This window comes from Chryseobacterium sp. TB1-D10, from assembly GCF_059803555.1.
In genome coordinates this window covers 169,263-181,135 of the sequence record NZ_JAPFHB010000007.1, presented here as the reverse complement: position 1 = coordinate 181,135, position 11,873 = coordinate 169,263, and the positions used below count along the sequence as shown (strand labels likewise).

At 35.5% G+C, this 11,873-nt stretch carries 14 protein-coding genes; 1 reads left to right on the top strand and 13 read right to left on the bottom strand.

Annotation, left to right across the window (positions count from 1 at the left end; genetic code table 11):
• Window positions 1-19 precede the first annotated feature (19 nt).
• The 4 genes from OPU68_RS11280 to OPU68_RS11265 all read right to left on the bottom strand — a co-directional run bounded on the left by OPU68_RS11280 (window position 20) and on the right by OPU68_RS11265 (window position 2,382).
• A complete protein-coding gene (locus OPU68_RS11280; protein ID WP_498474085.1) occupies window positions 20-313 on the bottom strand; it encodes a hypothetical protein in 294 nt (97 codons plus the stop codon).
• A 134-nt stretch (window positions 314-447) separates the two neighbouring features.
• Window positions 448-837: a hypothetical protein gene (locus tag OPU68_RS11275; RefSeq protein WP_498474084.1), complete on the bottom strand. Its 390-nt coding sequence runs from the start codon at window positions 835-837 to the stop codon at window positions 448-450.
• A 97-nt stretch (window positions 838-934) separates the two neighbouring features.
• Window positions 935-1,426, bottom strand: a complete 492-nt coding sequence (locus tag OPU68_RS11270; protein ID WP_498474176.1) for a YkgJ family cysteine cluster protein — start codon at window positions 1,424-1,426, stop codon at window positions 935-937.
• A 2-nt stretch (window positions 1,427-1,428) separates the two neighbouring features.
• Window positions 1,429-2,382: an ion channel gene (locus OPU68_RS11265; protein ID WP_498474083.1), complete on the bottom strand. Its 954-nt coding sequence runs from the start codon at window positions 2,380-2,382 to the stop codon at window positions 1,429-1,431.
• Between the two features lie 40 nt (window positions 2,383-2,422).
• Here OPU68_RS11265 and OPU68_RS11260 point away from each other — a divergent pair, with 40 nt between their 5' ends.
• Window positions 2,423-2,803 carry a group III truncated hemoglobin gene (locus OPU68_RS11260; RefSeq protein WP_498474082.1) on the top strand — a complete coding sequence of 127 codons (381 nt, stop codon included), beginning with the start codon at window positions 2,423-2,425 and terminating at the stop codon, window positions 2,801-2,803.
• A 6-nt stretch (window positions 2,804-2,809) separates the two neighbouring features.
• Here the strand turns inward: OPU68_RS11260 and OPU68_RS11255 are convergent, their stop codons facing one another.
• The 9 genes from OPU68_RS11255 to hflX all read right to left on the bottom strand — a co-directional run bounded on the left by OPU68_RS11255 (window position 2,810) and on the right by hflX (window position 11,819).
• Window positions 2,810-3,145, bottom strand: coding sequence for a DUF6122 family protein (locus OPU68_RS11255; protein ID WP_498474081.1), 336 nt, complete (start codon window positions 3,143-3,145; stop codon window positions 2,810-2,812).
• Between the two features lie 19 nt (window positions 3,146-3,164).
• Window positions 3,165-4,379 carry a hypothetical protein gene (locus OPU68_RS11250; RefSeq protein WP_498474080.1) on the bottom strand — a complete coding sequence of 405 codons (1,215 nt, stop codon included), beginning with the start codon at window positions 4,377-4,379 and terminating at the stop codon, window positions 3,165-3,167.
• Window positions 4,380-6,422 (bottom strand): hypothetical protein, encoded by a 2,043-nt coding sequence (locus OPU68_RS11245; protein ID WP_498474079.1) that lies wholly within the window; start codon window positions 6,420-6,422, stop codon window positions 4,380-4,382. It lies immediately after the preceding gene.
• 21 nt (window positions 6,423-6,443) lie between these two features.
• Window positions 6,444-7,109 carry a hypothetical protein gene (locus OPU68_RS11240; protein WP_498474078.1) on the bottom strand — a complete coding sequence of 222 codons (666 nt, stop codon included), beginning with the start codon at window positions 7,107-7,109 and terminating at the stop codon, window positions 6,444-6,446.
• Window positions 7,110-7,191: 82 nt separating this feature from the next.
• Window positions 7,192-7,908: a DNA alkylation repair protein gene (locus OPU68_RS11235; protein ID WP_498474077.1), complete on the bottom strand. Its 717-nt coding sequence runs from the start codon at window positions 7,906-7,908 to the stop codon at window positions 7,192-7,194.
• A gap of 124 nt (window positions 7,909-8,032) precedes the next feature.
• Complete coding sequence (locus OPU68_RS11230; protein ID WP_498474076.1) at window positions 8,033-8,662, bottom strand: CatA-like O-acetyltransferase; 630 nt, start codon at window positions 8,660-8,662, stop codon at window positions 8,033-8,035.
• Between the two features lie 10 nt (window positions 8,663-8,672).
• Window positions 8,673-9,944 (bottom strand): cation:proton antiporter, encoded by a 1,272-nt coding sequence (locus OPU68_RS11225; RefSeq protein WP_498474075.1) that lies wholly within the window; start codon window positions 9,942-9,944, stop codon window positions 8,673-8,675.
• Between the two features lie 31 nt (window positions 9,945-9,975).
• A complete protein-coding gene (locus OPU68_RS11220; RefSeq protein ID WP_498474074.1) occupies window positions 9,976-10,605 on the bottom strand; it encodes a DUF4919 domain-containing protein in 630 nt (209 codons plus the stop codon).
• On the bottom strand, window positions 10,605-11,819 hold the full coding sequence (gene hflX / locus OPU68_RS11215) for a GTPase HflX (protein ID WP_498474073.1): 1,215 nt from the start codon (window positions 11,817-11,819) through the stop codon (window positions 10,605-10,607). Before hflX ends, OPU68_RS11220 begins: the two co-directional genes overlap by 1 nt.
• Window positions 11,820-11,873: the final 54 nt, after the last annotated feature.

Here is an 11,873-nt window from a genome sequence, read left to right as displayed (position 1 = left end):
CGATTTGCTCTGGCTTTTTTTATTCTAATTGTCCTGGAACCGGCTGTGGTTGTGCTGGTCTGACGGTCTCATTATTCAATCCGTCTTTTTGAGGAATGGTCTGTCTTTGCAATTTTTCATCTGCTTCTTTTTGTCTTTGCTCAAGATTGGCAGTATCCACCATTTTGGTCGTATTGTTTTGCTTTACAGAAGATTTTACTTTCATTTCTGTTTTTGTAGTGGCTGATTTCATTTCTTTTTTCTTTGTGGTTTGCGCCATTGTCAGCATCGTTCCAAAAACAAGAAAGGCTGTGGTGATGATTATCTTTTTCATAACGATTTATTTTAATGATTTTAATAATCAAGCCAAAAATCAAACCAACTTTTCTTAAATCTATTTAAACAGCAATAACATTAAACGTAAAACATAAAAAAACCAGAACAGTTTGCTCTGGTTTTTCTAAATATTTATTTGGTTTTTGCAGGATCTACAGGACTCACCGGTTGCACTTGTGGTGTTGCTGTAGAATTGTTCGGCATTGTTGTGTTTGGATTTTGCAAAGTTCCATTGTTTGGCATTGTTGTGCTTGGATTTTGCAAAGTTCCGTTGTTTGGTAATGTTTGATTTTGCTGTAGCCTGTTTGTATTATTCTGCATTTTTGACGAGTTATTCATCGTCGCCGTGTCAACTGTTCTATTCATTCCGTTTGGCTGAACTGGCGTCTGCAGCTTCATTTCTGTACCGTTTGCCGGCTTGTCTTTCATTTTGGTTGTGTTGTCTTTTTTCTGAGTCGTTTGAGCTGTGATAAACATTGTCCCAAACATTACAAATACTGTTGTTGCAATTAACTTTTTCATAATACTTTATTTTTAATGATTTGACAATCAAGTCCAAACATCAAACCATAATTTAATGAATTATGAAAAAATAGTAAACTTTAACTTAATTTGGAAATCATTTTTTGTCCAAAACTTTCATCAGTTTCTCCACAAAAACATAGGTTGCAGGGCAAATCAAGGTATTTTGAATGGTCAAATTATTAATCTGATAAAATTTCTTTCTATCGGTATGCGGATATTCTCGGCAAGCTTTTGGACGAATTTCATATATCGAGCAGGAATTATCATCATTAAGAAAAAAGCAAGGCAGATTTTGCAAAACTTTGTCCTGATCTTCATCTATCCGGAGAAATTTCGCCTCGAAGTCCGAAGGTTTCATACGAAGATGTTTGGAAATCCGCTTGATGTCTTTTTCTGTGTATAGCGGACCTGTAGTCTTACAGCAATTAGCACAATTGAGACAATCGATTTCCTGAAAAGTTTCTTCGTGTTTTTCCACCACCAGATAATCCAGATTTTTCGGTGGTTTCTTTTTGAGTCCATCCAGAAATTTTCTGTGATCTTTTTGTTTCTGCAGCGCTTGTTTTTTATAGAAATCAAGATCCATCATTAAGAATTTTCTGGTAAAATAATTGGGAAGTGTGTATTAATCATATCGAGATTCAGAACTGTAAACTTATTGGTTTCATCTGGTCCATACATCTTTTCGAATTTGGCTCCGTAAACAATTTCGTCTGATGTGTAACTCGTTCTCTGCACTACCTCACTGGAAAATATACTGTCAAATGCCTTAACATGAACGATGATCTCAATGTCCGTATTTTTAAGATCTTCAGCATTTAATCCATAAAAAGGAGATTCTTCATCTATATAATGTACAATGGTCCAATTAAGAATCAGGGAAGTAATTTTTGTAACTTCAAGTTTCAGATTGTAAAATGAACTTTTTGTCTGTCCGTTTTCTATAATTTCAAATGAAGTCAAAACCGTGATGCTGGCATCTGTGAGAGACGTATTCTTGAACGGCGCCATCCGGAACATCAATCCTGTCTTGTCTTTGTGAGGCGAGATGAGCGCCACATCACTGAATTGTAAAAATGCTCTCGGACGGGAAAATCTTCCATAGAAAAGTCCTGTTGCGATTGCAAATGCCAACAATCCTAAGAATGCCTCGAAGGTTGCCACCAGACTTGCCAGAAAACCCACGGGTGCAATCCGACCATAACCAACTGTGGTAAAGGTTTGGGAGCTGAAAAAGAAAACATCTGTAAATTCATTCTGGAAATTACTTTTATCGATTCCGGTAAGATGTTCTATTCCAATTAAATAATAAATCAGCGCAAAAATGAAATTGACAAGGATATAGCTACCAACCAATAACCCAATGAATTGCCATCGCTTGAGATTCAGCATCGTGTGGTACCAGCTGTAGCGATTCAGGATGTTAACACCTTTCTTTTTGATATTCGGATAACCATCTTTATTGATAAATCTTCCGGAAAAATTATCCCCAAAGCCTGTATCATTGATCGACTTCAATCTGGGAAAACTGAATTTTGACATAATTGCAAAATTACATTTTAATTTGTTTTAATTTTGAAAAATGAAAGACATTACAAGCCGAGAAGATGTAGAAATCTTAATCAATAAATTTTATGACAAAGTGATCAAAGATGATCTCATCGGGTTTTTCTTTACGGATGTCGCGAAGATAGAACTCAGCAAACATCTTCCGAAAATGTATAATTTCTGGGAAAGCATTCTTCTGGGAAATCCTGTTTATGATGGTCATCCGATGGCGAAACATTTCCCAATCAATGAAGTTATGGCGATGGAAGAGAAACATTTCAACCGCTGGTTACAGATTTGGGAAGAAACCATTCACGAAAACTTCGAAGGTGAAAATGCAGAAACAGCCGTTTTGAGAGCCTTAAACATTGCCAGAATTATGCATCACAAAATGGTGAACGCAAGAAGAAATTAAGATTTTTCAAAGAAGCATCTGATGGTCTATCCAATCTGTCAGCATGTGAAATAACAATCCGACGCCAATGATTCTGGGAACGCCTTTGAAAAACGTGAGCAAAACATAAAATCCCATTGCCCAGTAAGTATGCAGTAGGTGGAAATTGATACTGTAGCGGTCTGGCGCAAAAATAGGAGTGCTAAGCAAATGATCTGTGTCTACAAGCATCGTTCCCAGCATGATGAGATACGCCTTCCGCCAATCTTTTCTGAAAAAAGCATAAGCAATAGCTGCCGGAAAAATCAGGTGTAAAAAATAATGAACCGCAATCCGCAAAGGAAAAAACTCTAAATAATTCATCTCAATTCCTTCCTATTTATCACCTTAAAATAAGTGGTAATTTTTCTATTCTAAAAGTAATTTTCAGGTAATAATAATCGCCTTTGTTCCCATAAAAACAGTATTCAATATTCGAAATGACTTCTTTTTGCGATTGTGAAATAGATTTTACTGAGTTAATTAATAACGGATTATTTTTAAGAAAAATATAATTACCAGAAAAATGTTCTCCGAGATCTATTTCTTTTCTTGCGGATTTAATTGAAATTTCATTCCCATTTTTCTTAATCAGATTAGGCTGAAAGGGAATTGGCGTGAACTGGTTTTGGGCATTAATCCATTTTTTCTGTTGAAAATAAAACCAAGTTTGCTCCGGTTCCCATGTTTGTAAATTGATAGAATAATGAGGCTGCAGAATCTTCTGATAACTTATTGTTTCCACTTCATTAAAGTTGTCATCATATCTATAACTAATGATTTTATCATTCACCAATTCCAGTTCTGAAACAGCAGAAACTGACTTTATTTTGATGGAATCAGTTAGTTTTTTATTGAATAATTTTGATGCAATTTTAACGTTTGCAGAATCTAAATTAAGTTTCAAAAATGACGTCTTCTTCTGCAAGACTGAAATCATCTGAGAGAAAATATCGTCAGTTGTTTTAGTTTTAATTTCAATATTGTGATCATTGATATCAACTGCAAAATTTTGAATTTTAGATTTTGCAAGATAAGAAACGCTGGCAACCGAATTATTGATCAGTTGGTCAGCGTGCAAATTTTTTGTTTTAGAATTAAGAATTTCTGAAGATATTTTACTGAAACTTGGATTTGAAAATCCGACAACACATTTCGAAGCTTCGATTTTTACTGAAAATTGATCTCTAGTGTAGATGCCATTAATTAATTTAAAATCTTTTTTCTTCAGAAAACAAAGCAATTTATCTTTATGAGAAATCTCAAAAACACTGTACCAATAGGAAAAACTGGTGTCTTTCAAATGAAAAATCTGAATATAATCCGGAACTTCTACTCCACAATTTTCACTAGAATTTTTCGAAGTTTCAAACCATTTGGATGGATTCTTTATTAAAGAAAACACATATTGCTCTTTCAATTCTTTAGCATCAACCAAAACCACCACATCCGAATTCTTGGGAACAGCTTTTAAATCTTTATCCTTGACAGACCACAAAAAATAGCTGATAACACCGAGCACAAAAACAAATGAGATAAAGATGAATAATCTTTTCATTTACAAAGCTTTCCCTGTTTTCGGTTCAGAAAATTTAATCAAATCGTTACAAAAATCAAAGAAATACATCAGGCTGTTTTCGGAGGAATTCGGCGTTGTGTAGTTGAATTCGGTTTCGATGCTTTCTTTTTTCACTTCGCTTTTAAAATAAACATCACCAATATTTTTCCTGAACAAATCAAAACCTTCTTTCTGGGAAATGGTTTTGAATTCTTTTTCCAGACCCTGAAGCAATCTCTGCATATTAATCGTTCCGGAGGACGGATGTTTGGCAGCATCTTTCGCCCATTTTTCCGAATCTGACGATTGCTTTTTAGGAGCAAGGTTTTCCAGTGAAGTAGTCAGATAGACAATATTGTCTTTCACTGTGAAATAGATTTGATCGATGTAATTGCTGTTTTTAGGATCTTTTTTCAGATAATAAATGTTACCATTTTTAGCAAATTTCTCCGATAATTCTTTGTTGGAAGTCAAAACTTCAAAAACACGTTTCCAATAATTTTCGTTCTCTGTCGCAAATGCAAACGTGAAATCCGGAACTACAACGTCTTTCGTTTTTTTGATTTCTTTACTGTTATAGTTTTCATCGTATTCATAATCTGTGTAATCTATTTTTTTGTTTTTCAAATCATTGAGAACAAAAATACCGTTTCCGGGAGCGATTTTGGAGATCGCTTCTTCATCCAGAACAATCTTCACCGTTTCCATCATCAGTTCCAGTTCTTTTTGGTATTTGCCATTCTCATTTTTACTTTCGAATAAGCTGTACATTAGGTCAAAATATCTGTAGCCATCTACGTTTATTGCATAATAACCTACACTTTTGTCAGAAATCAAAGACATCAGTTTTTTATTTTTCTTACCATTATAAAGTGCTGAAAAACGCTTTTGAATTTCGCGGTCTCTGTGTTGATAATTACTTATTACTTTTACTTTATTTTTATCAAAATATAAATTATAAGAAGAGTCCGCATTGTAAAGATTATCAATCAGATCACCAAAACTGTAGAGCTTCAGCACGTCCTTGTAAACGCCATTTCTGTAAATCTCACCATAATTGGAATAAATAAAAACATCGGAATTTAAATCTTGAAATTTGACCATTTCCTTTGGCGTTTCGATCTCGAGGTTGGAATCGAAATATCTATCAAAATCCTTTTCCGCAAAGGCTTTCACGATTTTGAAATCAACCATTTTGATAGAATCCATTTCCTTCTGATATTTCAAATCTTGCGCTTCCTCATCATATTCTTCCGTTGGTTTTGCAGAGGCAACTTCGTCAACATCAGCAACTTCCGCAGACTTTTTTTCCTCAGGATATTTGTGATGCTTTTCCAGATATTTAATATCTTTTTGCAGGCGAACGATTTCCTCCTGATGTTCCTTGATATCTTCTTTCTGGTATTTGATTTCGTCCTTCAGATACTTGATTTCATCTTTGTAATTGAAGGGTTTTTCAGGTTCGTAATAAGTAGAATCTGTCGCAGCTGCAACGCTGTCTATCATTGCTACCGCAGAATCAGCCACTGCTGCCACACTGTCAATAGGATGATCGTAATCAAATTTTGGCAACTTTTTCGTGTAGCTGATTCCGGTCACAACTGCTCGTTTCCCATCCCAAGCCACAAAAGTATCGTCATTCAAATTGACAAAAGAATATTTGTTTTTCTTCGTAATTTCAAGTTCTTTCTTTGCTGAAACTTTAATAAAATCCAGAAATTTCACAGCATCTTCCAAAACCAAATGTGCTGTATAAGTTTTCACAGAATCGTTGAAACTGACATAGTGATATTGTCTCGCATCTTTCTGAATTCCCGTGTCCGAGAAATCTTTCCAGGTTGGTTTTTCCTGATCGTTTTTATTTAGATTTTGTAAAATTGGATTCAGCTTTTGCCAGTTTGTTTTGCTATTCAGCAGTTTTCCATTCACTTCCATATAAAAAACGGCATTGGCCGGAACCTGGATTTTGGTTTGAGAAAAAGCAAAACCGCAACAGAATATCAAGAAAAATATAAGTTGTTTTTTGAATAAAATTGATTTCATAGTTTGATATTTTTCCTGTTTTTACTGTAATGAAATGTTGTTCTGAATTTGTTTTTTCTGAAGAATAAAATCCAAAATATTTCCACTCAGTTTTATTGCTTTTTTGTTGGGCGAAACTGTGTAAGAATTGTTGGTTTGGGATTTTATGACGTTTTCGAATTGTAAGATTGAAGTGTAAGTCGCATCGCTGAAAACCTCTTTGTCCGCTTTGCTCAGCTTGTCGTAATCGTTTTTGTAACTTCCAATTTTGTTTCTGATGAACGTCTTTTCGGCGACATTTTGTTTGTACAATTGCGTTGGAATTGTTTTCCCGATGATGTTCTTTGCTTTCAGCTGTTCCAAACCTGTATTGATATTTTCTATCTTTTTGAAATTACAGCTCAGTTTTATAATGAAATTATCGAAGTCCAGACTGGTTTTCACATTGCTGATTCCCGAAACACTTTTGAAAATATTGGAAGCCTGATTTACTTTACTTTCAATTTCAGATTTTTTAGGAACTTTTTTGCCGTTGATGGTTTCCATTTTTGAAATGGACTGCAATCTTGTTTTGCTTTTACTGGCATTCAGGATCACAGCATATTCTCCGCTTCCATCGGCTTTCAGACTTATTTTATCAATAATGTCAAAGCAACTTGTTAAGCTGAAGAAAATGCAGAAAAGAAAGAGATATTTGAAAATCTTCACAGAATTAGGAATTGGTTTTTAACAAAGATAAATTTTCTTTCGATAAATAAGGATTGTTTTCAGCCGAAAGAAAGACTTTAATTTAAATCCTTCCTTTCAAATAATCCTGACGCAAACTTTCATCCAATTTTTCAATCGCATATCGCAGGCAAGTTCGTGGCATTTCTTTGTAATGCTGATCGAGGAAATCCAGCAATTCTTGTTCATTTTTGTTTCCCATTTCGCGAAGAAGCCAGCCGTTGGCCTTATGCATCAAATCGTGTGGATGATGGAGATTTCTCTCTGCAAATTCTTTAGTGAGTTCAAAACTTTCTTTCTTGATGTAATACATCGTTCCGACAATCGCAATGCGTTTTTCCCACATTTTATCAGAATTCGATAAATCAACTAATAGCTTTTCTTCTTGATTTTCAAAACAATATCGACCCAAAATCTTGTAACACGATGTATCCACCAAATCCCAATTATTAATATGATCGAGATGGCTCAAATAAAAATTGATGATTTCTTTTTGCTGGGATTTTTCTTTTGACTTTTCAAATTTCAGAATCAACATCAGCAAAGCCGTCAAACGATGTTCGTGGATTTCTGAAGACAGCAATTCGCTGAGTTCTTTAGGAGAAACTTTATTATAAAATTCCTTTGCGACTTTTCTTTGGTCTGGAACAATGACGCCTAGAAAAAGGTCACCTTCACCGTATTCGCCTTTTCCGGTTTTGAAAAACTTTGGGAGAAATTCAGCTTTTTCAGGGATGGCGAGGATTTCGAGAGCATGATTTATTTCTGTTGAAATTGACATTTTGTTTCAATTTTACTGTAAAAAATTGAACTCCTACGGAGCTCGATTGTGTTGGTTGAATTATTTTCTACAAACAGATTGCTCCGCTGGAGCAGGTCTTGATTGAAAACATAAATAAATAAGACTATTCCAAATTTAATTCCCTCTGAAACGCCTCCAAATATTTCGCCAGATGAAAACCATCCATCAAACCGTGATGTGCTTCTACGGAAATTGGTAACATTTTTCGGCCGTTTTTCTCAGAGAATTTTCCGAAAACAATTTTAGGAATCGATTCTTTTGGGTCAAAATCTGTTGGATGAAGCAAACCTGTGAAATTCGTCCAAGGCATTGTGGAATGTCGGATGTGATTCGGTGGAAGTGATTCGTTTTTGATTCTCAAACTTGTCGAATTTTGGACCTCATCAATTTCTTTTTGTAAATTCTCATTAAAGATTTGAAAATCATTAGAATATTCGAAATAAGAAAAGCCAAACGTTCCATCATTTCGTCCAATCGTAGAACCTACATGTACAACATCGAACGCTATAACTTCATCATTTACAATTCTATAACCAAATTCTTCAACCAAATTTACTGCCTTCATTGATTTGTGAAGGTAATGAGCGAAAAAGGATTCTTTTTTATCTTTTGCCAACAGAAAAGTATTAGTACAATCAACTTCGGTTACGATTCCAAAATAAGGACTTTTCATTCTGGAAAAGAATTCGAAATGTTCTTTTCTCTTCCAGTTTTCGATGTCTATGACTTTCATTTTTAAATAATTACTTGACGTCTTCTAAAATTTTTTCCTCTACTGCAATCTTATTTGGATTTGCTACTTTTCCAATTGTAAGACCTTGGACTACAATAGAAAACACCACAACACAATAAGTGATACTGATAATGATTTTATTATACTCATTCTGAGGAATCGATAATGCCAAGGCAATGGAAACGCCGCCACGGATTCCGCCCCAAACCAGAACTTTCACAGTTTGCGGACTGAATCTGTATTTAAAAGCCATAAACTTAGTCGGAACAAAAATCGCAATCCAACGTGCTAGTAAAACGATTAAAATACAAATTCCGCCAGCGACCAAATATTCATTTAAGTCTTTGATTAAAAGCAATTCAAAACCGATAAACAGGAACAGAACAGCATTCATAATTTCATCAATCAATTCCCAGAATTTAATCAGATAATCCTGTGTCTCGGATTTCATTTTGAAACTCTCACTGAAATTCCCCATAAACAATCCGGCTGCAACCATTGCCAAAGGTGCGGAAATATGAAGCTCATGGGCAATCAAGTAACCACCCATCACGACGGATAATGTTATCAAAACCGAGATAATATAATCATCCACAACACGCATTGCGCGGGACGCAGAATATCCTAAAAGTACACCGAGAACCAATCCGCCGCCAGCTTCTTTTAATAACAAAAGTCCTATACTTTCTACGTTCAAAGCGACTTCTTTCCCAATTGCCAATTGTAAAACCACCGTGAAAACCACGACAGCCATACCATCATTAAACAATGATTCTCCGGCAACTTTCGTCTCCAGACTTTTCGAAACATTCGCCTGTTTTAAAATACTTAGAACAGCAACAGGATCAGTCGGCGAAATCAAAGCTCCAAAAACAAGGCAGTAAATAAAAGGCATTGTAATCCCGACATACGGCAGCAAATAATAGGTTCCAAATCCAACGGCAATCGTTGAAATAACGACACCGACGGTTGAAAAGATTAAAACAGGACCAAACTGTTCCCGGAGATCTTTGATATTAATATGAATTCCGCCCGCAAATAGAAGGAAGTTAAGCATTGCGCCCATCAGAACTTCAGTAAAATCGAAGTTGTTGATGAGATCTGTAAGGTGCGTTGTTGTTTTAGGTAAAAAATTATCACCAGATGCTACCAAAGTCACAGAAACGACAATCGCAATCACCATAATACCAATTGCGCTGGGCAGCTTCAGAATGCGGTGATTGATGTACGCAAATACTGAAGCTAAAACAATAAGTACTGAAAATGAGTAATATAACTCCATTAATTATTTTTATAATAGTTTTTGACTTAATTTAAAAGCCATTGTAAATAACCTTGATATAGGTTTTTTTGTTGTTGCTTTCCCAAATGTCAAACATTCCGCCTTTTGCAGATTTTGAAGATCTCGTAGCTTCTCTGGGAATTTGGATTGCATTGATTAAAATATATTCGTCACCCACGGAATTGACGAGATAAGCCGTTTTCTCACTTTTTCCATCGCCCGAGCCTATAATTGCTCGTGTAAGAATCTGAAATTGACTTAAATAATGAGAAAAATTCTTGATATCTTTTTGCCTGTCGTAGCATTGCAACATAATCATCAGCAAATCCAGATTGGTTGGATCTGTGGAAAGCAAATTCTTGCCTTTGACGATAGCTTCATCATATTTTTCCAGTTTGAAATTCTCTAACAGATTTTTGAATGCTTCATCACTGGTCGAGATCGTCTTGGGAATGTAATTTCTGCCATAATAGAGATGAATTGCCTCCAGACTGTCAATCGATTTTGGAAGACCTTGGAATTTATAGACCATTTTTTCATAGAAATAAATCGATTCCTTATCGTTGACCTCTTTCTTGATTTTATCCAAATCAATCTTTGACTTCTGAGAAAACCCAAAAGCCGAAATCAATAAAAAGAAAAATAAAAAGACTCTATTCATTAATTTTCTTCTTCGTCTTCAAAATATTCGAACAGCAAATCGTTGTAAGGAAAACGGGAAATATGAATCCTGTGAACCTCATCATAAATCATTTTCTTCATTTCCGGGAAATTCTCTTTCGTCAAAGCGGAGATGAAAACGGTTGGGAATTTTGAATTCGCCATCCAGGTTTTTTGCCATTCTTCTAAAGAGATATTCTTGTTGGAACCAGGCGTCAAATCGTCCTCATCCTTTTTCTCATAAGTGAAATCATCGATTTTGTTGAAAACCATAATTATCGGTTTCTGATGCGCATCGATTTCCTGAAGAATTTCGTTAACCGAATTAATATGGTCTTCGAAACTTTCGTGGGAAATATCCACGACATGAATCAGCAAATCCGCTTCACGAACCTCATCCAGAGTCGATTTGAAACTTTCTACCAACTGAGTCGGCAACTTTCTGATGAATCCAACCGTGTCCGTCAAAAGGAAAGGTAAATTACCAATCACGACCTTGCGAACTGTTGTATCCAGCGTTGCAAACAATTTGTTTTCAGCGAAAACATCGGATTTCGACAAAGCGTTCATCAAGGTAGATTTTCCAACGTTCGTGTAACCAACGAGTGCTGTACGCACCATTTTTCCACGGTTGTTCCGCTGCGTTCCCATTTGTTTGTCGATGACCTTCAGTTTGTCTTTCAACAAGGTGATTCGGTCACGGATAATCCTTCTATCGGTTTCGATTTCTGTTTCCCCAGGTCCACGCATCCCGATTCCCCCTTTTTGTCTTTCGAGGTGGGTCCACATCCTGGTCAATCGCGGCAAAAGATATTGGTATTGAGCCAATTCTACCTGCGTTCTTGCGTAAGAAGTCTGAGCTCTTTGGGCAAAAATGTCGAGAATCAAATTGGTTCTATCGAGAACTTTGACTTCCATCTCACGCTCCAGATTTTTAAGTTGAGAAGGCGATAATTCATCATCAAAAATGACCGTTCCTATTTTTTGCTCTTTTACATAATCACGAATTTCCTCCATTTTTCCTTTACCAACAAAGGTTTTGGAATCAGGCTGGGTCAATCTTTGGGTAAAACGTTTATCAACAGAAGCGCCGGCTGTAAAAGCCAGAAACTCCAGTTCGTCCATATATTCTATCAGTTTATCTTCGCTTTGGTTTTGGGTAATTAAACCAACCAAAACCGCTTTTTCATACTGATGTTCTTTATTTTCTATCATTTATAAAATTAAATTTCTGATTCTGACAAGATACTATTTTTCGACAAAAAAACC

Coding starts and splice junctions, on each gene's coding strand:
- OPU68_RS11280 (WP_498474085.1), bottom strand. CDS start 313: ATGAAAAAGATAATCATCACCACAGCCTTTCTTGTTTTTGGAACGATG.
- OPU68_RS11275 (WP_498474084.1), bottom strand. CDS start 837: ATGAAAAAGTTAATTGCAACAACAGTATTTGTAATGTTTGGGACAATG.
- OPU68_RS11270 (WP_498474176.1), bottom strand. CDS start 1,426: ATGGATCTTGATTTCTATAAAAAACAAGCGCTGCAGAAACAAAAAGAT.
- OPU68_RS11265 (WP_498474083.1), bottom strand. CDS start 2,382: ATGTCAAAATTCAGTTTTCCCAGATTGAAGTCGATCAATGATACAGGC.
- OPU68_RS11260 (WP_498474082.1), top strand. CDS start 2,423: ATGAAAGACATTACAAGCCGAGAAGATGTAGAAATCTTAATCAATAAA.
- OPU68_RS11255 (WP_498474081.1), bottom strand. CDS start 3,145: ATGAATTATTTAGAGTTTTTTCCTTTGCGGATTGCGGTTCATTATTTT.
- OPU68_RS11250 (WP_498474080.1), bottom strand. CDS start 4,379: ATGAAAAGATTATTCATCTTTATCTCATTTGTTTTTGTGCTCGGTGTT.
- OPU68_RS11245 (WP_498474079.1), bottom strand. CDS start 6,422: ATGAAATCAATTTTATTCAAAAAACAACTTATATTTTTCTTGATATTC.
- OPU68_RS11235 (WP_498474077.1), bottom strand. CDS start 7,908: ATGTCAATTTCAACAGAAATAAATCATGCTCTCGAAATCCTCGCCATC.
- OPU68_RS11230 (WP_498474076.1), bottom strand. CDS start 8,662: ATGAAAGTCATAGACATCGAAAACTGGAAGAGAAAAGAACATTTCGAA.
- OPU68_RS11225 (WP_498474075.1), bottom strand. CDS start 9,944: ATGGAGTTATATTACTCATTTTCAGTACTTATTGTTTTAGCTTCAGTA.
- OPU68_RS11220 (WP_498474074.1), bottom strand. CDS start 10,605: ATGAATAGAGTCTTTTTATTTTTCTTTTTATTGATTTCGGCTTTTGGG.
- hflX (WP_498474073.1), bottom strand. CDS start 11,819: ATGATAGAAAATAAAGAACATCAGTATGAAAAAGCGGTTTTGGTTGGT.